The 23,745-nt window shown below is 37.8% G+C and carries 23 protein-coding genes; 3 read left to right on the forward strand and 20 right to left on the reverse strand.

The window, feature by feature from the left end:
* Positions 1-131 precede the first annotated feature (131 nt).
* Positions 132-2,021, reverse strand: a complete 1,890-nt coding sequence (locus tag KZP23_RS11160) for a DUF294 nucleotidyltransferase-like domain-containing protein (RefSeq protein WP_226336311.1) — start codon at positions 2,019-2,021, stop codon at positions 132-134.
* Positions 2,022-2,240: 219 nt separating this feature from the next.
* Between KZP23_RS11160 and KZP23_RS11165 the strand changes: the two genes are divergently transcribed.
* A complete protein-coding gene (locus KZP23_RS11165) occupies positions 2,241-2,903 on the forward strand; it encodes an HAD family hydrolase (RefSeq protein ID WP_226336312.1) in 663 nt (220 codons plus the stop codon).
* A 272-nt stretch (positions 2,904-3,175) separates the two neighbouring features.
* On the opposite strand, the gene KZP23_RS11170 is transcribed toward KZP23_RS11165, so the two are convergent.
* From KZP23_RS11170 to KZP23_RS11240, 15 genes are all read right to left on the reverse strand, one after another.
* Positions 3,176-4,138, reverse strand: a complete 963-nt coding sequence (locus tag KZP23_RS11170) for an amidohydrolase family protein (RefSeq protein WP_226336313.1) — start codon at positions 4,136-4,138, stop codon at positions 3,176-3,178.
* 424 nt (positions 4,139-4,562) lie between these two features.
* On the reverse strand, positions 4,563-5,012 hold the full coding sequence (locus KZP23_RS11175; protein ID WP_226336314.1) for an SRPBCC family protein: 450 nt from the start codon (positions 5,010-5,012) through the stop codon (positions 4,563-4,565).
* A gap of 162 nt (positions 5,013-5,174) precedes the next feature.
* Positions 5,175-5,804: a cation transporter gene (locus KZP23_RS11180; RefSeq protein ID WP_226336315.1), complete on the reverse strand. Its 630-nt coding sequence runs from the start codon at positions 5,802-5,804 to the stop codon at positions 5,175-5,177.
* Between the two features lie 200 nt (positions 5,805-6,004).
* On the reverse strand, positions 6,005-7,243 hold the full coding sequence (locus KZP23_RS11185; RefSeq protein WP_226336316.1) for an RNA polymerase sigma factor: 1,239 nt from the start codon (positions 7,241-7,243) through the stop codon (positions 6,005-6,007).
* 2 nt (positions 7,244-7,245) lie between these two features.
* Complete coding sequence (locus tag KZP23_RS11190; RefSeq protein WP_226336317.1) at positions 7,246-7,554, reverse strand: hypothetical protein; 309 nt, start codon at positions 7,552-7,554, stop codon at positions 7,246-7,248.
* 18 nt (positions 7,555-7,572) lie between these two features.
* Complete coding sequence (locus tag KZP23_RS11195; RefSeq protein ID WP_226336318.1) at positions 7,573-7,911, reverse strand: YciI family protein; 339 nt, start codon at positions 7,909-7,911, stop codon at positions 7,573-7,575.
* Positions 7,912-8,294: 383 nt separating this feature from the next.
* A complete protein-coding gene (locus tag KZP23_RS11200) occupies positions 8,295-9,065 on the reverse strand; it encodes a LytR/AlgR family response regulator transcription factor (RefSeq protein ID WP_226336319.1) in 771 nt (256 codons plus the stop codon).
* Positions 9,062-10,879 carry a sensor histidine kinase gene (locus KZP23_RS11205; protein WP_226336320.1) on the reverse strand — a complete coding sequence of 606 codons (1,818 nt, stop codon included), beginning with the start codon at positions 10,877-10,879 and terminating at the stop codon, positions 9,062-9,064. The genes KZP23_RS11200 and KZP23_RS11205 overlap by 4 nt, the downstream gene beginning before the upstream one ends.
* A gap of 905 nt (positions 10,880-11,784) precedes the next feature.
* Complete coding sequence (locus tag KZP23_RS11210; protein ID WP_226336321.1) at positions 11,785-12,522, reverse strand: NAD(P)-dependent oxidoreductase; 738 nt, start codon at positions 12,520-12,522, stop codon at positions 11,785-11,787.
* On the reverse strand, positions 12,523-13,551 hold the full coding sequence (locus KZP23_RS11215; protein ID WP_226336322.1) for a serine hydrolase domain-containing protein: 1,029 nt from the start codon (positions 13,549-13,551) through the stop codon (positions 12,523-12,525). It lies immediately after the preceding gene.
* A 392-nt stretch (positions 13,552-13,943) separates the two neighbouring features.
* Positions 13,944-16,097 carry a UvrD-helicase domain-containing protein gene (locus tag KZP23_RS11220; RefSeq protein ID WP_226336323.1) on the reverse strand — a complete coding sequence of 718 codons (2,154 nt, stop codon included), beginning with the start codon at positions 16,095-16,097 and terminating at the stop codon, positions 13,944-13,946.
* A gap of 3 nt (positions 16,098-16,100) precedes the next feature.
* Complete coding sequence (locus tag KZP23_RS11225) at positions 16,101-16,739, reverse strand: ribonuclease H1 domain-containing protein (protein WP_226336324.1); 639 nt, start codon at positions 16,737-16,739, stop codon at positions 16,101-16,103.
* Positions 16,732-17,478: a hypothetical protein gene (locus KZP23_RS11230; RefSeq protein ID WP_226336325.1), complete on the reverse strand. Its 747-nt coding sequence runs from the start codon at positions 17,476-17,478 to the stop codon at positions 16,732-16,734. Before KZP23_RS11230 ends, KZP23_RS11225 begins: the two co-directional genes overlap by 8 nt.
* Before the next feature lie 155 nt (positions 17,479-17,633).
* On the reverse strand, positions 17,634-18,143 hold the full coding sequence (locus tag KZP23_RS11235; RefSeq protein ID WP_226336326.1) for a MepB family protein: 510 nt from the start codon (positions 18,141-18,143) through the stop codon (positions 17,634-17,636).
* A gap of 152 nt (positions 18,144-18,295) precedes the next feature.
* Positions 18,296-18,487, reverse strand: a complete 192-nt coding sequence (locus KZP23_RS11240) for a hypothetical protein (protein ID WP_226336327.1) — start codon at positions 18,485-18,487, stop codon at positions 18,296-18,298.
* A 307-nt stretch (positions 18,488-18,794) separates the two neighbouring features.
* Here KZP23_RS11240 and istA point away from each other — a divergent pair, with 307 nt between their 5' ends.
* Complete coding sequence (gene istA, locus KZP23_RS11245; protein ID WP_226332541.1) at positions 18,795-20,342, forward strand: IS21 family transposase; 1,548 nt, start codon at positions 18,795-18,797, stop codon at positions 20,340-20,342.
* Positions 20,343-20,371: 29 nt separating this feature from the next.
* On the forward strand, positions 20,372-21,097 hold the full coding sequence (gene istB / locus KZP23_RS11250; RefSeq protein WP_226332542.1) for an IS21-like element helper ATPase IstB: 726 nt from the start codon (positions 20,372-20,374) through the stop codon (positions 21,095-21,097).
* Between the two features lie 32 nt (positions 21,098-21,129).
* On the opposite strand, the gene KZP23_RS11255 is transcribed toward istB, so the two are convergent.
* From KZP23_RS11255 to KZP23_RS11270, 4 genes are all read right to left on the reverse strand, one after another.
* Complete coding sequence (locus tag KZP23_RS11255) at positions 21,130-21,375, reverse strand: hypothetical protein (RefSeq protein ID WP_226336328.1); 246 nt, start codon at positions 21,373-21,375, stop codon at positions 21,130-21,132.
* Positions 21,357-21,599: a hypothetical protein gene (locus tag KZP23_RS11260; protein WP_226336329.1), complete on the reverse strand. Its 243-nt coding sequence runs from the start codon at positions 21,597-21,599 to the stop codon at positions 21,357-21,359. The genes KZP23_RS11255 and KZP23_RS11260 overlap by 19 nt, the downstream gene beginning before the upstream one ends.
* 708 nt (positions 21,600-22,307) lie before the next feature.
* Complete coding sequence (locus tag KZP23_RS11265; protein WP_226336330.1) at positions 22,308-22,706, reverse strand: GlcG/HbpS family heme-binding protein; 399 nt, start codon at positions 22,704-22,706, stop codon at positions 22,308-22,310.
* A 132-nt stretch (positions 22,707-22,838) separates the two neighbouring features.
* Complete coding sequence (locus KZP23_RS11270; protein WP_226336331.1) at positions 22,839-23,678, reverse strand: helix-turn-helix domain-containing protein; 840 nt, start codon at positions 23,676-23,678, stop codon at positions 22,839-22,841.
* Positions 23,679-23,745: the final 67 nt, after the last annotated feature.

Here is a 23,745-nt window from a genome sequence, read left to right on the forward strand (position 1 = left end):
TCAGAAGCTTCAAGCACATGTTTTAGTGCGTTGTATGAGGAATATCAGTTAAAAAATCAGAGAGAAATTGGTAGAGGGGCAGGATCAAAAAAGTAATGACAAATGCCCCCAAAATGGAAAAGGTGAAAAAGCTAGAAAATCGTGTTGGTAAAGGCAATTTTAACCTTCATCTGAAAGTTCTTGATCACCTTAAAAATTTCAATGATGGTCACCCTTTCTATTTTGGTGAGGCCATCGATATCGACGAAATTTTCTGGTTGTACTTTGTCTAACATTATTTGTTTGGCCTGTCGGTCTAACCTGAGGCTCATTAAATAATAATAGGCCTGTTTTAGTTCCAGAAGTTCTTCTTCGGTAATATGGCCAGCCCTTGCCAGTGCATCAAGCCGCTCTCCGGTATTGGTGAGGAATATTTTGTGCTTTAGGGCGAAAACCCGGGTGATATCTACTATGGGGGTCATGGCTTTTTTGATATCAAACACCTTTTGTTCACCCACGGTAAAAGTCCTGATTCCTCTGAAAAAAGTCAGTGGAGGTTCATATTGCAAGGCATTAGTGGCCATGTTAAAGAAGAACCTTTCCAAGGGGACGTCCAATTGCTTATCCATATATTCATGGAGCTCATCAAGGATGGTGAAATCCCCATAGATGGGTCTTTTGTCAAAAAAAGTAGAATATTTCATGACGGTTTCTTGGGTGGATTCCTTCATCCAAGAGTCATAATTTCTTTTCCAATGAGAAAGCGAATGGGTCCATTTGGGATTTTTGGCCATAAAGCCACCTTTGCAAAAACTGAAGCCTATGGCGTCAAGTCTTTCGGATACTTTGTCAGCAAAATCCAGGAAATATTCACGAACCAGTTCACGCTGTTCGTTGGCTTTGTCCTCATAGATAATGGCATTGTCCTGGTCAGTTTTGAGCGTTTGTTCTTTACGTCCCTCACTGCCAAGGATCATAAAAACAAATTTAGAAGGAGCAGGTCCCACTTCATGGAGTACCTCGTCTATAACCCTGAGGGCGATAGTGTCCGAAACTGTTGTGATGACCTCATTAACTGTTTCAGATCTTACGCCTCTTTGCAGCAGTTGTTCTACGATGCCAGGGACTTGAGACCATTTTTCCTTTAATTCTTTGATAGAGGTAGCCTGCTTTACAGATTGTATAAATAAAAAGGGAGATTGGGATTGCTCACTCAGTAACTTGTTCCTAGAAATAAAACCTATGTACTTACCTTCTTTTTCCACCAATAAATACCTGGTCTTGGTCTGAAACATCAATAGCAGGGATTCATAAATATATGCATCGGTGTTGATAGAGACCATGTCCCTTTTCATGATGGATTTGATAGGGTTCTTAATGGATAAGCCCTGGGCAATCACCTGATCCCTAAGCGTGATGTCCGTAACATACCCAACGATTTTTCCTTCCATATCCCTGATGAATATGCAGCTGGTTTTTTCAGCCCCCATTATTTGTGCCGCCTCGGATATCGGTGTGTTTTCATGACAGGAAACCAATTCCCTTGGGTTAAGGGAATCTACTTTATGGGAATAAAAACTGTCTGAGGTGATATTGTTTTGTTGCGGGTAATAAGTGGCTCCTTTGATAAAATGAACAAATTCCATGTCCAACATCCTTTCTCCAAATTCCCTGACAAAGTGGTTCCTGAAAGCGGGGTTCTCTTCACATATCTGAAGAAATAGATCATGGTTTAACCGGAGGATTTTGGTGTCGGGAAGGGTGTCCACTGTCTGGAGGCTAATACCTTTGTTGTACAAATAGGAAATACCCCCAAACCATGTGCCCGGGCCGTACTTTTCTATTCTCCTTTTCTTTTGGTTCCTATCATAGAAATATCCCTCATAACCACCCTTTAGGATAAAATCGAAACCCTCAATTCCAGAATGGTTTTGAAGGTAAAGTCTCTTTTGTTTGGGGAAATTGACTTCTTTGAACTGTGAAGGCAGTTCCTTCTGGACAGCATCGGGTAATTCTGAAAAAGGTTTTGTAAAGGCCATCATGGATAATTCTAATAAAATTGAAAAGGGATTTGATTCTTCCCACCAGTATATTTAAAAGTAGGCTAAGACAGTTTAATGTCCAATTTTTTTAGAAATTAAATGTGTTTTGAGAATTAAGGTAATTGAGTAAATTTCTGGAATAAGGCTAAATTAGAAACCATTTATTTTTAAAAGGTGTTTACACAACTTAATTCAACCTACTATTAAACCAATAACATCATGCGTAACAAAGAAATGACCTTTATTTTTGATCTGAATGGTACTATAATCGATGATATGCACTTTCATACCAAGGCTTGGCATAAGCTTTTCAATGAGGATTTGGGGGCTAGCCTTTCCTGGGAAGAGGTGAAAAAGGAGATGTACGGAAAAAACCCGGAGGTGTTGGAAAGGGTTTTTGGGAAAAATAAATTCACCATGCAGGAAGCTGAGGACTGGTCCATGGAGAAAGAAAGAAGGTACCAAGAGGAATATTTGCCGCATATGAAATTGATCAACGGCTTGGATGTTTTTTTTGAAAAGGCCAAAAGCAAAAATGTAAAAATGGCCATTGGTTCAGCAGCCATTCCTTTCAATGTGGATTTTGTCTTGGATAATCTTGGACTAAGGGATTATTTCTCAGCGATTATTACTGCGGATAATGTGGCTGTGAGCAAGCCTCATCCAGAGACCTTTTTATTGGGAGCGGAAGCGCTTGGGGTTGAATCGGAAGATTGTATTGTTTTCGAAGATGCCCCAAAAGGGGTGGAGGCAGCCCGAAATGCAGGGATGAAAGCGGTCGTTTTGACCACCGCACATCCTAAAGAGGATTTTGCACAATATGACAATGTACTAGCCTTTATTGAAAACTATGAAGATCCTTTTATCAAAGAGTTGATTTAACTGATACAATGGTAGTAAAAGCGCCTGCTTTTGGCTAATACTTTCTTCTATAGAAAAAGAGCTATTGGTGATTCAAGGTTCTTGGACATTATAAGTTAAATCATACCAAGCCTTCAGGTGAAATGATGTTTTTCATTCTTGAAGGCTTGGTCCTTTTGAATAATATTGTTGGTCTTTTTCTAACACCAGGTGAATTCCAGTGGTAAGTTTATTTACTAGGATAGGGCATTGAATTTTATGGGTATTGTGTTCATGCAGAGGGGCTTGGTTTTTCAATTAATTTGGCCCTCAACCGTATTTTTAAGCCTTAGAAATGTGGCTGCGTTATTATAAAAGATATCTTCTTTTTGTTCGGTAGATAAAAAGGGGGCCTGATCAATAGCCTCAACAGCAGCCCCAATCTTTTCTGGCCAGACCATTTGGTCAGAACCAAACATCAGTCGTTTTCCAAGACCGGCACGGATCAGCCCTTCTAAGTAGTCATAAAAAGTTTGTCGTGGAATGACCCAAGTAATAGTAGATAGGTCAGCATAGAGCTGTGGGTACTGGTACATCATGGCGACCATTTCTTCCAGATAAGGAAAGCCCGCATTTTCTACAAAAAGGCGTAGTTTAGGATGGTTGATGAGTACTTCTTCCAATAATAAGGGGTTGCCGGCTGAGGGGCGAAAGTGTGGCATATAGGGACCAATTCCTAATGTATGTATAAGTACTGGAAGTTCTAGCTCTTCGGCCAGGTCGAAATAGGGGACAAGGCTAGGGTCATTGGGAGGAATTCCGTTAAGTTGGGTGCCTATTTCTCCCATTCCTTTAAAATCACCCGAAGAATATTTCTCTCTTAGTTGGTCCAATTGGTTGTTATCAGCTTTTAGAATAAAAGGGGAGGCAATAAAACGAGTGGGAGCTTTTTCGGTCCATGTTTGGACAGCTGACCAGTCTACGCCACTCAGAAAAGCTTTGCTGATATTGTATTCCTCCATTGCAGCCAGTGTTTTCTCCAGCAGCTCTTTGGGATCGACTGTTGCATGTCCATCACCTTCGCATGGAGAAGGGCGGCAGATAGATGGTGTACCGGCTGGAATTTCGTGGGGGAGCCCAGTATGCATGTGCATATCAATGATCTTACCCGTGTATTTTTCCTTGTCTAGATTATGAATTGTTTTTTGAACTGGGTTTTGGTTGCAGCTTAGTAGGAAACCAATAAGGAAACCCAGCAATAAAGTGCTGTACCTCATGATTGTAAAATCTTTAGTTAGCTCGAAATAGCCACTAAGGCTTGATGGAAGGTTGGGTGATTTTTTGTTGAAATGTATTTAGGTGAAAATACATTACCTACCTGCATGAAATTTTTGCAAGTGCTAGAAGGAAAGTTATAACTATAAGTTACCAAATAATTTGGTTAATGGAAAATCTTCTATCGGTGCCCTCGATGTTTTTTGGGAAGACCAAGCATTATTTAACCCGGATTATGCATTAGCAATCGTAGTGAGGGCTGAAAATGCAAGAAAATCAGGCTGTTTGGAGACTGAGGCATAGCACCGCTATGGTGAAGTCGAAAACAGCAGCAAAGCGACTGATTTTAAAGCATTTTCAGTCCGTAATAGATAAGCTAATGCATATTTCGGGTTTAAAGATTTATTGCTGTATTAGGATTGTTGCTTAAGCGTCCGGAATATCAGGTTCTACCAATCGCTTTAACTTATCCAAGGATTCCTGCCAGCCTAAATAGCACATTTCTGTAGGAATGACATCAGGAATTCCTTCTTGGGTCGCGAAAAGTTCTGTTCCGCAGGAAACCTCTTTGAATTCTATGGTGGTAATCATTTGTCCCGGTAGGTTGGGGTCGTCAAATTGGTCAGTGTATTTTAAAAGTTCATTGGCTTTGATTTCTAAATACTCTCCGCCAAAAGAATGTCCATTACCTGTGGTGAAATTTGTAAAGGACATTTTGTAGCTTCCGCCGGTTTTGAAGTCCATATTATGCACTTTACATATAAACCCATAAGGAGGCAACCAAGAAGCGATGGCATCGGCATCAGCAAATGCCTTGAATACTTTTTCCACTGGTGCTGCAAAAACACGATGTAATTTTACGGTGTTGTAGGCCATAATCAGTTCGTTTTATTATCTAATTTAAAAAATAATTTTCAGAAAATGGAGGGAACTCGATGACATGCAGATTGCTAGAAATAAAGAAGTAAGGAGTGATGGGGACTATGGAAGAAGTAAGTAGTCGATGCTTTATTCATACTAGCTGTGTAAGGAATGAAGTCAGTCACAACAGCCGTTTATATCGCTTTTTGCTTTTTCAAAACACTCTATACCTTCCGAGTAAGCAAAATAAGCTAGTCCAAGCGTACCAATGCTATCTATATAAGGAATCCCAAACAATTCATAAATACCGCTACTTACCAGCAGAATGATGGACATATATACACATACCAATGTGCAATTGGCATCTGCTAAGATGGGGGCAGAGTCCAGTTTACTCCCAACTTTTCTTTTCCAAATGACCAGTAGCCACATTACAATGATAGAAATTGTCGAGATGATGACACCCCAAAAGGTTGTCAGTGGTTTGTGACCAATCCAAATATTATAAATGCTTGTAACAATAAGCCCAAAAACCAGGGTGTAAAATGCTGTACCTGTGATTCTTAATGCTGTTCTTTCAAAATCATCACGTTTACTACTGGGGTTTTTCCGAATCCTTAAAATCATATGGGCTATGCCAAACCCAGAAATGACTTCAATAAAACTATCCGAGCCAAAGCCAAAAAGGGCCAGGCTTTCATCTTCAAACCCCAGATAGGTTGAAATGAGTCCCTCCGCTATGTTGTAGATTATCGTAAATACGGCCAGTCCAAAAGCAATTTTGTATAGTTCTTTATTTTCTGCCATTAGAATTGTTTTTTTGGATTACACCTAATGGTTGAAAATACAAATTATAGCTTTCAAAATCAGGTTTTCATCTTTTGGCTTTAAAAATGATCGTTTTAGTAAATTGCTTTAGTGCTATTGAATCTTGGTTATGCATTGAGAATCGTAATAGATAGGCTAATGCATATTTAGGGGCAAAGTAAGAATTTTGCTCTTAAAGTTTATTGGCTGTTGTTTAGTTTAAGTTGTTCTATTTTCTTTTTTAAAGATAGGATTTTCTTTTCCGATCGGGTGTTTTTGAGGGCTTGTTCGTAATATTCAATTGCCTTTAATGGTACTGATTCTGTGTATAAATATCCCAATAGTTGATAGTATTGATTGTTTTCCCCAAGCTTTAATTTTTCAGCTTCGGGAATTGCTTTAGCCTTTCCGTAAACTTTTGAAAAGGCAAATGTGCGGTTCAATGCTGTTACGGGAGAATAGTCGATTAGGACAAGTTGGTTGTACAACAGCAATATATGTTGCCACTTGTGTTCATTTTTTGGTGTAGCGTGCCAATAGGCAATTCCAGCTTCCAGGTGGTACTTTGAAATTTCTTTCTTATTTGTAGCTTTTACTAAATAGTAGTTTCCTCTTTCTATGAGTGATTGGTCCCATAAGTTTTGATCCTGTTCGTCAAATAAAACAATGTCTCCTTTATGGTTTGTCCTTGCCTCTAATCTGGAGCTTTGAAAGCACATTAATGCCAATAAGGCATTGGTCTGAGAGGTGTCCGTTAATGGGTTTTCGGTCAATTGCAGTGTTAATCTTGTCGCCTCAGCGCAAAGATCCTTTCGTACTAAATTATCATTGGATTGGGAAAAGTAACCTTCGTTAAATAGTAGGTAAAGTGTTTTTAAAACAGCGCTCAGTCGAGATTTAATTTCAGCACCGGACAATGTTTTGATTTGAAAATTGTCTTTACGGAGATTGTTTCTTGCCCGATACAAACGCTTTTTAATGGTTTCAGGTTTTATTATGAAGGCACTGGCTATTTCTTCCACACTAAAGCCACACAGTATTTGAAGGGCTAGGCAAATCTGGCTTTCGTTGGAATTGAGGGGATTGCAAACGGCAAAAATCATCGCCAATTGGCTGTCTGCAATAATTTGCCCTTCATACTCGATTTCTTTTTCAGAAACATTAGGAGTCAGCTCTTCTTTGATTTGGGTTTCAAATACAGAGAGGTGTTTGAAATAGTCCTTGGTTTTGTTTTTGGCTACTGTATAGAGCCATGCAGCAGGATTTTCCGGAACACCATGGATCGCCCAATGCTCTGATGCTTTCAAAAAAGTATCGCTGGCAATGTCTTCGGCAATTTCAATATGCTTCAAACCAAAATGACGGCATAGTACAGCCGTCATTTTAGCGTATTCCTGTCGGAATAGATGAGGGATCAATTCATGAGGAGCATTACCCATTTTTAAATCGTAGGTTTTGCCGATGCTACAAAATCCATGATGGAAACGGTATGGGTACCATTTAGTCCGCTTTGGTCTCGCTTTTCCTGAAATTCCAAAAACGAGGGTACGCTCAGTACCTTTTGTTGCATTTTTTCATCTTGATAGCTTGAAATGTGCACAAAAGTGACTTTGTCATCTTTCACGAAAACATTGTAAGTAAAACGTGAACTGTCCAACTCTTTAAAATCCCGTATGAACTTTCTGATATTGAGCTCGTTTTGCTTAGAAAACTCTGGCTTTACGGTGTAGCTTACCAATACATTTATCATGTTTTCGGAGTTTGACGGTTATTTCTTCAATACTTCACGTACCTCAATAGTCCCTCCAATTTTGAATATAGGATTTCCCTTGGCTATTTCGACCGCTTCGTCAATGTCTTCGGTTTTTACCACGATATAGCCACTGATAAATTCTTTGATTTCGGTGTAGGGTCCATCAGTTACTTCATTGTTTGCTTTGACTGTTTTTGCACTTCCAGGAATAGGAAGCAGGGTGTTGCCCTTGTCAACCAATTTGTTTTGAGCGGCAATGCTGCTCAACCAGTTCATTCGCTCCTGCATCTGTTCGGGAGAAGGCTTGAAATCTGATATGTCTTTCAGTCTGAAAATTAATGCGAATTCTTTCATTTCTATAATTTTTTAAAGTTCATCCTAATGACGATTGGGATCACAAGAAGGGGACAATCTGCTTCGTTTTTTTCTGATATTTCTTTCAAATGTTTTTTATAACTTGAATGCGGTCAATGTGCTTTGGACAAGGAGAAAATAATTTTCACTCTTTATTCTATTTTTTAAGATTGGTTGATACTGATAAGTGAACAATATGACATCTGGTTTTGCAGTAATCAAGTTAATTTACTAGTCAATTATTTCAAAATAAAGTAGTTAATCGGCCGAAATGATATTACAGGAAATGTTCTTTCATCCCATAAGCGTGTGTGCTGCGTCATATATGTTCAAATTCCATTATTTCAATTATGTAGATAAATGGATAAAAGGGAACTTCAGCATTAATATTCAAGTAAAGATTTTATTTCTTGGTAATAACTCCTTCCACTAGTGATTTTACTTTGGCTGTAATCGTCTAGCACCAATACAAAACGGTTGTTATAATACTTATTGATTTCTTTCAGTAGTTTTTTGTTAATCAGATATGATTTGTGCACCCTGATAAAATAATCAGGTAACTTTTCTTCTAACTTTTTTAGGCTTGAATCCAAAATATAGGATTTAGCATGTTTGGTGACAATATTCACATACTTCTCATCTGCTTGAAAGTAGGAGACTTCATCGAGGCGGATAAAGATAACCCGATCGCCCACCTTTACTGGGATAGATGATGTTTCAGTTTTCTGTAACTGCCGATTAAACTGTTCAATGAGCTGATCCATGTTGATATTCGATCTGTTATCACTCAACTGTTCCATTTTTTCTATGGTCCTGGCAAATCTTTCTTTTGTGAGTGGCTTGACCAGGTAGTCGATACAGTTGGTGTCAAAGGCTTTTAAGGCAAATTCATCGTAGGCTGTACAAAAAATCACTTTGGGCAAATAATGAAGGTTTTTCAGTACATCAAAACCGTTGATTTCCGGCATCTGTATATCCAGACAAATAAGCTCTGGCTTCAGTTGGTTGATTTTTTCAATGGCTTGTTCTCCATTTTCCGCTTCAGCAATGACTTCAAATTTTTCAGGATATTCTTCTATCATTGATCTTAGCCTCATTCTGGCCAAGGGTTCATCGTCCACGATAATAGTGCTGTATGCTTGCTTTGTGGTCATTTTTCAAATTGATTCTTTAAGATTACCTTAAAATGTTTTTGCTCTCCGTTTTCCCAATTCACACTGGCCTTATTCCCATAGATAATGTCCAGTTTATCGTACAGGTTTTGTAATCCATAGCCGCTGACCGGTTCTTCAGGAAATCCAGGGCCATTATCATATACAGATAGGATTAGGTTCTTTCCCTCTTTTATTATTTCAACGCGGACTTTACCTGGGCCTTTTATTTTCGAAAGTCCGTGCTTAATGGCATTTTCTACCAATGGTTGGATCAGGAATTTGGGGATCTGCTTGTCCAGGGTGTCTTTATCAGTGTTTATTTCATAGCTCAGCCGGTCACCGAAACGGGTTTTTTCTATTTCAAGGTATTTTTTTACCATTTCTAGCTCTTCAGCCACCGTGACGAAGGTTTTGTCCTCTTGATTGATGGAGTACCTGAAAAGTTCGGAAAGACCAGTAGCCATGTTTTCGGTTTTATCCGCATTGATATGGGCCAAGCTGGCGATAGAATTGAGTGAGTTATATAAAAAATGAGGGTTGATGCGCGAATGCAGGGCGTTTAACTCGGCTTGATTTTTTAGTGCCTTCATTCTGGCAATTTCAACATCCTTCTGATTGACCATGCTTTGGATACGGTAGTGAACGATATTATAGAAAACCCTCAAAGTAGCCACAAATATAATTTTCAACAGAAAAGATGGATCTTGGGTAAAGAAGGTAAGAGGGCTAAATCCTGAAAGCAGTGCTTTATTCCAAAATAAAATAAAGATGAAAATTGCGATGACTGAGACCAAGAAGGGTAGGATGATAGTGCTTAAAAAGATAAATGCCTGTTTCCCTACGAAATTATCTATCTTCTTGAGAAAAATGGGCTCGGTAAAATAGAAAATAATAAGGATAAATACTGCATAAGAAAAAGTGATGAGATAACTGATGCCAAAGTCAGCAGGACTGAATATTAAAAGGGGATTATAATCAGTAGCCGTGTAGGAAGTATGGTAAAAGGAAAAGATAAAAGGAAGTATAAAAAGGATGATGGTCCTCTGCTTTATATATAAAAATAGTCCGGGGTTTTGTTTTCTTTTAGAAGCTCTGGAGAGGAAAAACATAAAGCCAAATATGATTAAAATGGCTTTGAATACACTCGGGAGGATTTTCAATAACTTTTGAAATCTTAGATTAAGATAATAAGAATAGCCGAACTTTCTTACCGTATTTTCTTTGAGATTTTCATAGAAATCAGGTGAATATAGCTTTCTAAGCAAGTTTTTGTCTATTTCCTTAAATTCAGCATCAGCGGCTTTGGGTGAATCAAAAATCCCTCCGTAACCAGTACTCCCATTTTGAGACGAGTAAAGCTTGGTTAATTGGCGAATGGTATGATAATAAATGTGATTTATGGCTGCTTTTTCGTCGATTGATCCTGGGATTCCAAGTTTTAAATTGACATAAATAATATTGGAACCAGAGGTTCGTCGTCCTGATGAGGTGGATAGCCCTCCTGCTTCATGTGAAAGAGTTAGTTTGAAGTTGGGGTCTGTTTCTACCATTTTAATTTGAACGGTTTCAAGCAGGTCGTTTAATTCGGCAATCATTTTGACAAAGACCGCAGAATCCTGATGGTTCTTGGCCCCGGTTAACTGAAAACGGATATCATCCTCAAAGCGATAGGCCTTGGAGTTATCCCCGTTAAACAGCCTTTCCCGAATTACATTCCAAGTGGTCTCTTCAAAGGGGCTTTGGGCTGGATGCGCCTGACTTAAGTTTAGACTGGCTAAAATGACTACTAAAAAAAGCAATAACTGTTTCATCATGACTTGGTTTTTATTTGAGCTTAAAGAAACAGTGTTGTCATCTGGTAATACAGTCTTTTCCGATGAAGTGTGGAATTTGGGGAATATTCTGTTTAGGTATTTTATATTTTTCACTAAGGTCTGTTGAAAATAGGAGGTAAGGATTTGTTTATGGCACCTGTCCTTTAGAAAATGAGCTGAACTCCCGTGAATTTAAGAGCTTAAATCTATAGTCAGAACCAGATCAAGGAAAGGAAAAACTTCAACTAAGATATTCATTGGAATTGATGTAGACAAGCGGCAGTGGGGTGGGCGCGTATCTTTCGGGCATGCATACCAATGAATTTTCAGTTAGTCTACCTAATAGGAAGTCTAGGGACCTGCCTTGACTGCTTTTCCATAAAGTGTAAGTTTAGCGGTTTTATCAGCCTTCACCCTGCCCTGTTAGTGGAGGTTTTGTAACATTTGGATTGCCATAGTTCCCATGCAACTATGTGATTAGCCTATATCAGTCAGGTATTTACCTTTTCCTGTATAGGGATTATTCAAGGAACAATTCCAAATTATCTTCGGATTTCACTCGGTTATTTCCGAGTTTAATCCGAAGGTGATCCGAGGGAGATCCCTGTATGATCCAAAGATTATTCTGTTTTTATCCAAATAGAGGTGAACGGATGTTAAACCTGGAATTAAGCATGGAGGAATACTTATAGTCTGTCCCGACAACTGTAGTGAAGAGCTGAAACTACAAGGAAATGAGTTCCGATCAATCGAGAAGCAAAGCGGTTGATTGTAAGGTGGTTTTAGGTCGTGATAGATAAGCTAATGCATATTTCTGGTTAGACACTGAAGCGGAATCGAGCGTTCTAAAGTTGAAATATGGTGGATAGCTTGTGAGGATAGGTAGTTTTTAGGTGCAGTGTTTTTTATTTTTCAGAATTAGATACAGCTGTTTTAGAATAAATAACAGGCATTTGACCCTTCCATTTATTCCATAGATTATTATCGTTAATTAATTCTGCCATAAAATGACCAACATTTACTCTACTTACCTTGCCAGCATTAAAAATTGCACTTCTTGTTGGTGAAGGGTATGTCTCGTATTCGGTGACTTTATTTTCATCAATCAAGCCATCTGGCCTGACAGCAACCCATTGGATATATTTATCATTTTGGCCAATTTCAGTTCTTAAATAATCCGCTGCTTGTTCATTGTCTACATGGGGTGGCATTAACAATCTTAGCAGTCCTATAATGCACTTTTGAGCAAAGGAAATGGGTTCGTTTAAGTCCCGGTTACTGTTTCCAGAAGTGTTCATCAAAACATACTTAATGGGGCTTTTAGGTTGATGTTTTGTAATTGCTTGACAAAGTCGCTTAGTGGCATCTGTTACAAGTTTTCTGGGTTGCCCATAAATTCCTTTAAAAGTAATATTATGTCCCAAACATGAGGCTATGGCATCACAATCAGCTGTATATGTCATCAGTTCGCTATCGCTTAACTCTAGAATACTGGCAGTGTAGATGTCTAAATTATTCATTTCATCCCATGATTGGTTCCCTTTTGAGCGAACAATTATTTTGACCTTATTTCCTTTTAACAAAAGTTGATTGACCAAATGACGTCCTGTTGCACCGCTTGCTCCTACTACTAATACAGTCATTTATCCTTTTTTTCTTAAGATTTTTACAATGCGGTTCATCGTAATTTCTGATAAATTCCATTCATATCCATTAAAATCAGTTGTATTAATAAATTGAACTACTACCGCATCCATATCTTTGTGGTATTCTGCAAGGCTCTGATAGCCAATGACCAAGCCTCCATGGTTATATTCATAAGGATAGATTTCCTGTTCTCCCTCGTCAAATACCGAACCATCGTTTAAGGCTCGCAAGAATATACCTACATCTTCTGCTGTGGCCAACATTCCATATTCACGAGCTTTAAAATCTTCCTCATGCCCCACATAATACCCACTCATGACATCATTTAAATCGACTTCAGTTATCGAAAAAAAAGTGTTATTCAAATCAAGCGGTGCCAATATTTTTTCTTTGATATATTGATGGTGGCTATACCCTAAAACATTATCCATAATCCTTCGAAGCAATAAATAATTCGTGTTTGAATATTCATATCCTTCATTAGGTTCAAAACTGGCAGGTAGGTCTAGGGCAAAATCCAAGGGGTTTTTGCCTTTTTCTTGTTCGTTTTCCCAATAAGCAGGGTTATCTGTGAAGTTTGGAATACCAGAACGATGTTGAATCATCATCTTCAAGGTAATTTCTTCAGCATTTTCAATTCTACCTTTAAGCTCTGGAAGGTAATCGGTAAGTTTATTGTCAAAAGACAAAAGCTTTTCTTTGACCAATTTTGTAGCTGCTACAGCGGTATATAACTTGCTAATACTGGCAATTTTAAACAATGATTTTGGGTCGGCCGGTATTTTGTTTTCTCTATCTTTCCAGCCACCAGTATAAAATGCAGGAGGTTTTCCCGCCTCGTCCACATATACGATCATGCCATCAAATCCATGTCCGATGGCTTCCTCTACTTGCCCTTGCACGGTATCAGGTAATGGTAAAATCCAGGCCTTTACCAAAATCCAGGGCACAAAAAACATAGATACCGCTGTGCCAACCAGCAAAAGCAACCTAACCGTCCATTTGGCTTTTTTATTTTTTATCATTTTTCCGTTTCAGTCTTTGCTTATGAACTAGGATTCAGAAAGAACTACATCATATACGTATTTGAAATTCAGCATCTAGCCATAACGTCAAGTGTTTTAGACGTAATCTAGGCAAAAAATAAACTATTTTCTTAAGACAATCAAGCTTGCGATTAAAACATAGCTGGGCAGCCTGTTCTGACTTTTTCGGGGAAGCCCTTAATTTACTATTTATAGATGTAATCTGTAAAATCATGAAATTTTATTCCGTCCCAAAAACGACATAAAATAAAAAGGGGAAAAAGCTTTCCCCATAATTATCCCTTTCCCATCACCACTCATTCAACACTGCATTCAGACTAGGCTGTTCCAGCCGTCAGAATGCAGTGTTATTAGCTGCTGGTTTTTATTTTTTATTCATCTAGTTTTTGTTCTTCTCCGCAATATGGACAGAAAGCGAAGCCTTCGTCCAAGCGGTTGCTACAATTAGAGCAAAGTGTTATTTCTTCAATTACAGATTTGAACGGAATACTCGTTTTAAAGGTAAAGTCGTCTGGTATTTCTTTAATGAAACTTGATTCATTTCCTTTTTCTGTGATTAAAAATAAGTCGTCTTTTGCTCTTGTGATAGCTACATAAAATAGTCGTCTCTCTTCTTCTAATAACAAATCGTGATTGGATTCTTTAATCACTTGATAAATTCGGTCTTCCATCCAAATGTCAGGGAAACCACCACTTCCTTCGGTCAAGCCAATTATGAAAACTGCTTTTGCTTCAAGCCCTTTTGAGGCGTGAATTGTCTTGCCTGATACAAACACTCGTGCTTGTTTGAAACGCTCAAAATATGGACTGTACATTTTACTTCTGCGGTATAAGAATAGAATATCCTCCTTTGTATAGCCTTTGTCTTTGAGTTTATTTACTTGGTCAAGTACATATTCAATGTTTTCTGCTTCATTTTTACCTGCGTAAATGTGAATTTTACTACTTGACTTTTTATTGGATTGAACATTTTTGTCAACCTTAAACTTATTGTGTTTGATAACCTCATTACTTGCACCGACTATGTGTTCGGTGCTTCTGTAATTCATACTCAGTTTTATGGTTTCCGATTCTTTGAAATGCTCTTTGAAGTTGACAATGTAGTCCACATTTGAACCTCTAAATCCATAAATACTTTGCCAATCGTCACCAACACAGAAGAGTTGATTGCTTTCTGTTAACAGAAGCTTAATCAGTTCTACTTGTAAGTTGTTTACGTCTTGAAACTCATCCACAAGTATATACTCAAACTTACCTCTGAACTTGTCCGCTATCTCGCTGTGATTTTTAAACAGAGAAATAGTTTTTGTAATCATATCATTAAAGTCAAGATATGACTTGTTGGTGCAATAGGATTGATATTGTTCAATTATTGGAATAGAAAGCTTGTAAAAATCACGAACTCTTTCGTGTTGGTCTTTCTGTGATTGCTCTAAAACTGTTTGTGTTGGAATATTCTCTACTTTTACCATATCAATTACACGCATAGTTTGGCGTAAAAAATCTTTTACTTCTTTATGGTAAGAGTTAAACTCTTCTTCAAAAGATAGGGCAGTAGAGAAGTGGTAATTTGAAGGAAGGCGATTTTTTACAATTCGCTCTAAAACCAAATTGAACAAAGCAGTATCTTTTGTTTGGTGTTCAAATGTTTTTACAAGTAGTTTATTGGCTTTATTAAACTGTTGTTCTTTACCTTTCGTTGGATAGCTTTTCTGGCTTACGTGTTCTAAGTAGAGATTGGCTTCAGGAATAAAAAAATCTGGTCTAAAATCAAAATCTCTGAAATTCACATTTGGTTCATACTCAAACTTGATACTGTGGCGATAAAGCCAATCGGCAATATATTGTTCCGATTTTGAACGAACCTTAGTGCCGTTTAATGTTGTGTAAAATTTACCATCCTTAGGCAAGGAAAGGCGTTTGTCTTTTTCAATGTGGATTTTGTCAATCATATAATCCAAAATGTATCTTTTCAGATTGAGCAGATACTCATTGGATTCGCAGTTTTCAATTAGGATTTTATGAATGACCTCAAAAGCTGTTTCGGTAGCTGAATACTTTGCAAATTCATCATCTGTGGCTTTCGTATCTCCAATAATTTTGAATTTGTTATCAAATTCGTTTACTCCAAAATTTCGAATAATTCCATAACAAAGGCTATGAAAGGTCTTTAGTGTTAGATTGTCAATCCATTTATGTTTTTTTGTGAAAAAGTATCGTTCTGTATCTTTTTCTTTAACCGTTCGGTTCTTGTCCGCTAATATTTCGGCATATTCTTCTGTATCGTCTGCGGAAATAATAAGCCTGTCAAGCATTTCATTAGCGGCATTTTTAGTAAATGTGATTGCCAAAATGTTGCTTGGATTTACTCCCTTTTCTTCAATGAGGTAAATTAGCTTTTGAAGCAAGGTTTTCGTTTTTCCCGAACCTGCTCCTGCAAGTACAAGAAGTCTTTTACACTCAGAAATTACAGCTTGTCTCTGTTTCTCATTCAGTCCGCTTAAATCAGTTTTGGTTTCTAGCATATTTTATTTTCTTCCGAAATCAGCAGGTATCTCTCCCCAAGCTTGAGTTTCCCATTTTTTAATCTCATTTCTAATTTCATTATTCTCAAGCCATTTCACAGCCCTATCCATTAATTCAAATGATTTAACATTTATTTCGTTTTTATCAAGGTTTGTTCTATACGTCTTACCTTTTACCCAACTAATAGCTGTTTTACTATCTGTATATATTGGTCTTGTATCATTTGTTTTCTTCATATGTGCCAGAGTATGAACTAGTCCTAAAAATTCTCCTACGTTATTGGTAGACTCGTAAAGTGGGCCAAAGTGAAATATTTGCTCTTTGGTTTTTGTGTCTACACATTGATATTCAACTACTCCCGGGTTTCCACTGCATGCAGCATCAACAGAAACTGAATTTAAGATGGGTTTACCAATTAGTTCAAGTTGTTCTTTTGTAAGTGTACTTTCAAAAATCTCTTTTCCTTTGTATTCTGAATAACTTTCTGAATAGGCTTTTTGAGCTAGTTCAAGTGTCTTGAAGGATTTATATTCTGCTCCTTTAAACCCATGAATAGAATTTTTACATTCTTCCCAAGAGTTTAAAATCCCAGTTTTTGAACCTTTCCAAACAACGTAATATTTCTTCTTCTTTTTACTCATCCTTTTTAATTAATAAGTTTTGAGATTCATAAATCATACGCTGTCCGCAAGATTCTATCGAACCTTTTCCTCTTTGGAAGCAATCAGAAAGTAAGTCAAGGTCATTTGTGTACTCTATAGCTTTGCTAAGAAGTTCTTTTTCGGTGTCAGTCCAAGATTCGTATGCTCTAGGGTGGTTGATTCTTGCATTCTGAACGTATTCTGAAAGGTTCTCGGTTTTTAAAATTCCTAATTCGTCAATCTTTTCTTTTAATTGATTGATAGCTTTTTCTGAAAGTCGATTGAATGTTTCTTTTTGAAAGAAGTCAATTTCCTTGTAGTGGTTGTTTTTTCGATTGTTTCTGTTGGTTAGGTTGTTATCCGCAAGGTATTGAGTGAAAAAGTCTAAGAGTTGTCCTTTTTGATAAAGATTTCGATACTTACCATAAAGTTGGTTTGATACAAGAGTTTCGTTTTTAAACTTTCTAGTTCCAAGAAAGAATCCAACTAACTTATTTGAAGTCGGATTTTGTTCTTCTACTTTGAATAGGTCAATCACCGATTTAATGTCAGTTTCCTCTATTTCGACATCAGAAACAGTTTGAGGTTCGTTGGTCTTTAAGTTGTCTATGGCAATTTGCAATGCTCGTATAACATCACGCTCATTTAGAACGCTTTCGTTTTCTATCATTTCTCCTGTCGTAGGAGAACAACCTGAAGCAAGAGCTTCTAATATTTCTATTGTTTTATTCCTGTCCATACGGTTTTTTCAACTTGCAGCTAATGGTCTCGGCTAAGAAACGTAGGGCATTTCGAAGCGATTCACTGTCAAATCGCTAATATGTTTATTAAATGTAGTTACTTTCATTTTAACCGCTTACTGCCCAATGATTTATACACTTTGTGTGTAGTGTTTTATTTTTTATATAATTCGTTTACTTTCTTCAAATCAGTCGTTTTATCAATCTCATAAAAATAGTTCAACTGCCATTTCTGAGTTTTTTCCGCTTGTTTATTCAGCGTTTTATCCCAAATTGGATAAACTCTGAAGCCTCTTTTTCCATCCTTTTTCTCGGTGGTTATGAAACCTTTGTTGATTAATTCAGACTTCGGAAACACAAATTGTCCAAAACGGTCTCCGGATTTTACATTGATTAAATAATAATCAAATTGGTCATTTTGAGAGTAAGGTTCTGTTTCTCCGTTTTGATTTCGCTTCCAGAAAGTCACAAATTGTCCAATTTTTTTAGGTGTTATTTTTGAACTTCTTGAAATTATTTTCATTCCATTCAGTTCAAATTGGCAAGCGTCATATTTGGTTCCTTCAAGTTCATTATTCACGTTGGAGATATTGAGAGATAATTTGTTATAAATTTTTGTTTTAACCTCAATTAGATTTTTATTCAGAGTTTCAAGTTCAATCATTTGTAATTATTATCTCTTATGTTCAAGTTTTTACGGTTGCTTTTTACATTACACATGACGGTTAAGTATAAGCGGAGTGCGGGAAGTTCGGAGCAATTCACTCTCTACTTACCATGAAGTTTATTTATAGAAAAAAATTGAATTTTAATTATTTAACCCGCATTACGCTTATACAATGTTGTGGGTAGTATTTCATTTGGATCTACCGCTTCAATTTTGCCATTTCTGGTTACAATCATAGGACTTTGCTTTTGTTTCTTGAATTCCACAAGCCTTTTGTAAGTCTCTTCCAACCCTTTCACAATTCTGTCCCTTTCCTCTTTTAACTGTTCTTTATTGTCCATGATATTTTCCTTTTAGTTCATTCCATTTTTCTAAATTATTGATAGTTTCCTCCCCTATGTATATTCCGATTCATGTTGACCACCTGTTCCAGTGATGCTGACCACTTTTTTCCGATGATGTTGACCACCCCCCTTCTGGGTATCAACTTTTGTCGAAGGGTAAAATTCCGGTGATATTGACCACTGTCAATCCGGCCATGTTGACCACCACTTTAAGTGGTCAGAATGGCCAGAATGACATTATTGACCACCTTTAATTTTTCAGTTATCGTTTCCTTTACGGTTGATTTAAAACCAACCGTAAAGCATGGCAGGAAAAACGATAACCATGAGTAATCTCAAACAGATAATTCGCCACCGTGACAACGGAATGGCACTGCAGACCATCTCCAAAACCTTGGGAATTGCCCGGAACACGGTCAAGAAGTACCTTCAGCTGATTGATTCCAAAGGTTTTTCTTACGGAGAGCTTTTGTCCATGAATGACGAAGAGCTTGATGCCCTACTTTCTGATCCGGACCATGTTTCAGGGGAGCGGTACCAGGAGCTTATATCTTTTTTTCCCTATATGGAACCGGAGCTTAAACGGACCGGTGTGAACCGTTGGGTCCTGTGGGGAGAATACAGACAAAAACATCCTGACGGATACAGTTACTCACAGTTCTGTGAAAGCTTCAGGCAGTGGCGTACCGGTCTATCTGCCAGTATGAGAATTGAACATGTTCCGGGAGATAAATTCTATATAGACTTTACGGGTGATAGGCTGTCCATAGTAGATCCTGTAACAGGTGAACTCACTGATCTGGAAGTGTATGTTGCCACACTCGGAGCCAGTCAATACAGCTATGTAGAAGCCATTCCCTCCCAAAGAAAAGAAGACTTCATAGCAGCCACTGAAAATGCTTTACATTACCTGGGCGGTGTTCCCAGGGCCCTGGTGCCCGACAACCTCAAAAGCGCGGTCACCAAAGCCGACAAGTATGAACCGGCCATCAACCCCGATTTCCTGGACTTTGCCAACCATTACGGCTGTGTGGTCTTTCCGGCAAGGAGCAGGAAGCCGCAGGACAAGGCCTTGGTGGAAAAGACCGTCAGCATTGTCTACAGCAGGATATACGCCCCGCTCAGAAACAAAGTTTACCATGACATCAATACACTGAATGCGGATATACGGCACTACCTCAATATCCATAACAATACCCCTTTCCAGAAAAGACCGGAAACAAGGAAGGAGCTTTTCGACAGGGAAGAAAAGGGAACCCTGGCCCCCCTGCCTGCCGAAAGATATGAACTCAAACAGTTCAAGTATGCCACCGTCACTAAAACCTCCCACATATCCCTGAACCCTGAAAACCATTATTATTCTATTCCCTACAGGTATATCGGCAAAAAAGTCAAGGTTGTGTACTCAGCCAGTTACGTTTCTGTTTTCTACGATGGGGAAAGGATCGCTTTTCATAAAAGAAGCCTTAAGGAGCGCGGATACACTACGGTCCAGGACCATATGCCTTCAGCCCACAGGTTTGTAAGTGACTGGAACCCTGAATTCTTCCTGAACTGGGCAAAAGGGATACATCCTGAAGTCCGGCATTATTTACAGGTTATCCTCGACAGTTACCCGTATCCGGAACAGGCCTATAAAAGCTGTCTGGGGATTTTGGGATATGATAAAAAGGCAGGCAGGGAAAGGCTCATAAACGCAGTAATACGTGCCAAACACTACAACACTTATAATTATTCGGTCATCACCAGAATACTCAACAGCGGGATGGATTCAATCCCTTTAGATACTGAAAACAAGTCCGATAAATCAGTTGACCACGAAAACATAAGGGGAGCGGAAAGCTTCAGGTAATTATCAAACATATAACCGATCACACAATTATGACACAGAGCATCGCATTGAACCAGATGTCCAAAATGAAGTTTCACGGAATGATGGAAGCATACAAAACCATTCTGGACAGCAACAAACATCATGATCTCAATCCCGAAGAGCTTATAAACCATCTCTTGCAGGCAGAATGGGAAGAAAGAGAGAACAGGAAAATCAACAGACTGTACAAAACGGCAAAGTTCAGGTACAGTGCCACTGTTGAAGAGCTTGAGTTCTCTCCAAACCGGGGGCTGGATAAAATGCAGGTCCTCAGACTTGCTGATATGTCCTTTATTAAACGAAAAGAAAACATACTGATCACAGGAGCAACAGGGGCCGGCAAAAGCTACATTGCTTCGGCCCTGGGAAACCAAGCCTGTATGCAAGGGGTCAGAACCCAATATTATAATACCACCAAGCTGTTCCCGAAACTCAAAATGCTGAAAGCTGACGGCTCATATATCAAAGAGATAGCGAGAATAGAAAAACAGGATTTATTGATCCTGGATGACTTCGGCATTCAGCAACTGGATGAAATGGCAAGAATGGCCCTGCTTGAAATCATAGAAGACCGCCATGGAAGGGCTTCAACAATAGTGGTATCACAACTTCCGGTTACAAAATGGTTCGAAACCATAGGTGACAGTACCATAGCCGACGCTGTTCTCGACAGACTGGTGCACACCGCACACAGAATCGAGCTAAAAGGAGAATCAATGAGAAAAAAACAATAACTTTAACAGCCTCCAAACGGTAACTGAAAACCCTAATTGAAAGGGTGGTCAGGATGACCGGATTGGTGGTCAAGATCATCGGAATATACACCTAAAGCACCTTCCGCAATAATTTCGTAATTATCCCCCGAATTATTTACAAAAAGCCAGTTATCGACTTTTGGGAGAAAAAGGTTGAAAAAATTGCTTAATCCACCGGTATATCTTCTCCTGATAACCTCCTCTGGAATAAAATGGCCACCTTCTTTCACCCTTGTTTCTACTCTGGAAATTGCCAATTCTTCAGGATCAAGCCAAAAAAACAAACAAGTGACTTGATATCCCAACTGCTTGGCTTTTTCAATAAATTTAACGTAGCTTCTGGCTGAAAGGGGGACAATCCTCTTGCAATTTCATCTGCATTTACAAACTCTTTGCAGTCCAGAATTTCCGGTAAAATTGTATAGGAGGCTGTTGTTTTTCCAGCTCCATTACATCCTGCTATTACGTATAGTTTTTTCATCTAAAACAAATATACGATTAACTATGGATTTGGGGCGTCCTACATATTACCCACAACGGTAAATTGTATGAGTAGTGGCAGATTGCGTGGCACTTCCCGCTCAAACCGCTACGCTGTTTGAGCGGCTACAAACCTTGAAATATGCGGCTTTGCCTGCCATTACTTATACAAAATGTGTGTGCCTTGAATGGTGAATATAGGTCAAAAAGTTGATCGTTCCAACGGGTGGAAGTCCCCGATGTGCGGGAGTCGTTACTCTTTCCAAAATGTTTGGAGACTGTCGATACCAGGCTGATGTAGGTCTTGATGCTCCTGGGAGAATAGTTCCTGACCCGCATTTCCTCATACATCCGTTGACGAAGGCTTTTTTTCCATGATGCTATTTATTTAATGGTAAAACATGGAATGAATTTAGTGTAAATCGCTGAAAAAGACCTGATTGAAGAAATAAAGGAATGGTTGACTACCGACGTAGGAGGTTTTGTTCAATGGCTCGAATATGCGTAGTGCGGGATTTTAAGGCACTTCACTATCAAACCGCTACTTTGTTTATTAATTGCTATAAAGTTCAAATTTACGAAATTGCCCCGCATTACGTATAGAGCAAACGTTCCAATGAATTCAGCTAAAAATTTTTTCATAATTATTTAATAAAAAAAAGAGGATAATTTGTTTTAATTATCCTCTTTTATATTAATTAAACTGTGATTAAATTGCTGATGCTCCAGCTTCTGCAACAGTATGGTCGTTTTCAACCGTACTTCCGCTTACTCCAATTGCTCCAATAATTTCGCCATTTGCGTTTTTAATTGGCACACCACCTGGAAAAGTAATCAATCCATTATTTGAATGCTCAATGTTAAATAATGGCTGTCCTGGTTGAGATAACTCTCCAATACTTCCAGTATTCATATCAAAGTAACGAGCTGTTTTTGCTTTTTTGATAGATATGTCAAGTGAGCCTAACCAAGCACCATCCATTCTTCCAAATGCTACTAAATTTGCTCCAGCATCTACAACTGCAATATTCATTTTTGTGTCAATTGCCGTAGCTTTTTGTTTTGCTGCTACAATTGCTTTTTCTGCTTGTTCTAATGTAATGTTCATAATTTTATGTTTTAGTTTTGTTATTATTTCTGATACAAATCTACAATGAGAGTTGTATTTATGAATTACTAAAACAGTTCAATAACTTATGAAAAAAGGTCAATTTCGAAAACAAAGTTGAAAATAAGAAACTTATGAAGTTATTTCACTTGGATTAATTCCGAATTTGTTTTTAAAGGCAATACTAAAGTTTGAAAGATTGTTATAGCCAAAATCCAAATAGATGTCGGAAGGTTTTAAATTATCGAGCTCTAAAGTTTCTTTTGCTTTTTGAAGTCGTTTGTCCTGAAGCCATTTTCCGGGTGATGTTTTATATTCTTTAATAAAATGGCGTTTAAAAGTAGATAAACTCATATTACATAAAAAAGCAATTTCTTCTAGCTTTAGATTTGAATATATTTTGCTTTCTACAATTTTTTTAAAAGGTGAAGTTTCTTTAATTATTAAAGAATGTAGGAATAGTTCAAATTTTCTTCCATATTTTTGTAAAAGATAAAGCATTAATTCTTCAAATTTGACTGAAAGTAAATTATCAGCAAAAACTGTTGGTGCTTCACTAATTGTAGTTAGTGAATTTAGATATGAACTAATGTATGAGTCATTTCTAATTATGAAATAAGGTGTTTCTTCTTTTACTATTTTGCTATTTTTTTTGTGCTTTTCTATAAACTCTTTCAATTTTTTTTCTGAAAAGAAGAAGAGTTTACAATAATAAATAGCCTCTGTATCTAGTAATTCTGTCCAAAGCCAATTTCCTTTTTTTAATAATAAAGATTGGTCTTTGTTAACTGCAACTGTTGTTCCTGCAAAGTGTACTTGCTTTTTCCCAACTTGTAAAAAGCTAAACATATTCATTCCTAAATTGACCTTACTTTTAACAACATCATTGGTCATTTTAAAGTCATACATGAACAAATCAGATTTTTTTTGATCGTCCTTAATGTAAATTTCAGGTATGTTTTCTATTGGCATTGAAATGTTTTTTCAGCTTGCAGGTAACGGTTTACGTATTGGCGATGGTGGGGCATTTGAAAAACGT

This window comes from Echinicola marina, assembly GCF_020463795.1.
Taxonomy (GTDB): domain Bacteria; phylum Bacteroidota; class Bacteroidia; order Cytophagales; family Cyclobacteriaceae; genus Echinicola; species Echinicola marina.

What these genes read in the sequence shown, in the direction of transcription:
- KZP23_RS11160 (WP_226336311.1), bottom strand. Translation starts at nt 2,021, where the DNA reads ATGATGGCCTTTACAAAACCTTTTTCAGAATTACCCGATGCTGTCCAG.
- KZP23_RS11165 (WP_226336312.1), top strand. Translation starts at nt 2,241, where the DNA reads ATGCGTAACAAAGAAATGACCTTTATTTTTGATCTGAATGGTACTATA.
- KZP23_RS11170 (WP_226336313.1), bottom strand. Translation starts at nt 4,138, where the DNA reads ATGAGGTACAGCACTTTATTGCTGGGTTTCCTTATTGGTTTCCTACTA.
- KZP23_RS11175 (WP_226336314.1), bottom strand. Translation starts at nt 5,012, where the DNA reads ATGGCCTACAACACCGTAAAATTACATCGTGTTTTTGCAGCACCAGTG.
- KZP23_RS11180 (WP_226336315.1), bottom strand. Translation starts at nt 5,804, where the DNA reads ATGGCAGAAAATAAAGAACTATACAAAATTGCTTTTGGACTGGCCGTA.
- KZP23_RS11185 (WP_226336316.1), bottom strand. Translation starts at nt 7,243, where the DNA reads ATGGGTAATGCTCCTCATGAATTGATCCCTCATCTATTCCGACAGGAA.
- KZP23_RS11190 (WP_226336317.1), bottom strand. Translation starts at nt 7,554, where the DNA reads ATGATAAATGTATTGGTAAGCTACACCGTAAAGCCAGAGTTTTCTAAG.
- KZP23_RS11195 (WP_226336318.1), bottom strand. Translation starts at nt 7,911, where the DNA reads ATGAAAGAATTCGCATTAATTTTCAGACTGAAAGACATATCAGATTTC.
- KZP23_RS11200 (WP_226336319.1), bottom strand. Translation starts at nt 9,065, where the DNA reads ATGACCACAAAGCAAGCATACAGCACTATTATCGTGGACGATGAACCC.
- KZP23_RS11205 (WP_226336320.1), bottom strand. Translation starts at nt 10,879, where the DNA reads ATGATGAAACAGTTATTGCTTTTTTTAGTAGTCATTTTAGCCAGTCTA.
- KZP23_RS11210 (WP_226336321.1), bottom strand. Translation starts at nt 12,522, where the DNA reads ATGACTGTATTAGTAGTAGGAGCAAGCGGTGCAACAGGACGTCATTTG.
- KZP23_RS11215 (WP_226336322.1), bottom strand. Translation starts at nt 13,551, where the DNA reads ATGATAAAAAATAAAAAAGCCAAATGGACGGTTAGGTTGCTTTTGCTG.
- KZP23_RS11220 (WP_226336323.1), bottom strand. Translation starts at nt 16,097, where the DNA reads ATGCTAGAAACCAAAACTGATTTAAGCGGACTGAATGAGAAACAGAGA.
- KZP23_RS11225 (WP_226336324.1), bottom strand. Translation starts at nt 16,739, where the DNA reads ATGAGTAAAAAGAAGAAGAAATATTACGTTGTTTGGAAAGGTTCAAAA.
- KZP23_RS11230 (WP_226336325.1), bottom strand. Translation starts at nt 17,478, where the DNA reads ATGGACAGGAATAAAACAATAGAAATATTAGAAGCTCTTGCTTCAGGT.
- KZP23_RS11235 (WP_226336326.1), bottom strand. Translation starts at nt 18,143, where the DNA reads ATGATTGAACTTGAAACTCTGAATAAAAATCTAATTGAGGTTAAAACA.
- KZP23_RS11240 (WP_226336327.1), bottom strand. Translation starts at nt 18,487, where the DNA reads ATGGACAATAAAGAACAGTTAAAAGAGGAAAGGGACAGAATTGTGAAA.
- istA (WP_226332541.1), top strand. Translation starts at nt 18,795, where the DNA reads ATGGCAGGAAAAACGATAACCATGAGTAATCTCAAACAGATAATTCGC.
- istB (WP_226332542.1), top strand. Translation starts at nt 20,372, where the DNA reads ATGACACAGAGCATCGCATTGAACCAGATGTCCAAAATGAAGTTTCAC.
- KZP23_RS11260 (WP_226336329.1), bottom strand. Translation starts at nt 21,599, where the DNA reads ATGAAAAAACTATACGTAATAGCAGGATGTAATGGAGCTGGAAAAACA.
- KZP23_RS11265 (WP_226336330.1), bottom strand. Translation starts at nt 22,706, where the DNA reads ATGAACATTACATTAGAACAAGCAGAAAAAGCAATTGTAGCAGCAAAA.
- KZP23_RS11270 (WP_226336331.1), bottom strand. Translation starts at nt 23,678, where the DNA reads ATGCCAATAGAAAACATACCTGAAATTTACATTAAGGACGATCAAAAA.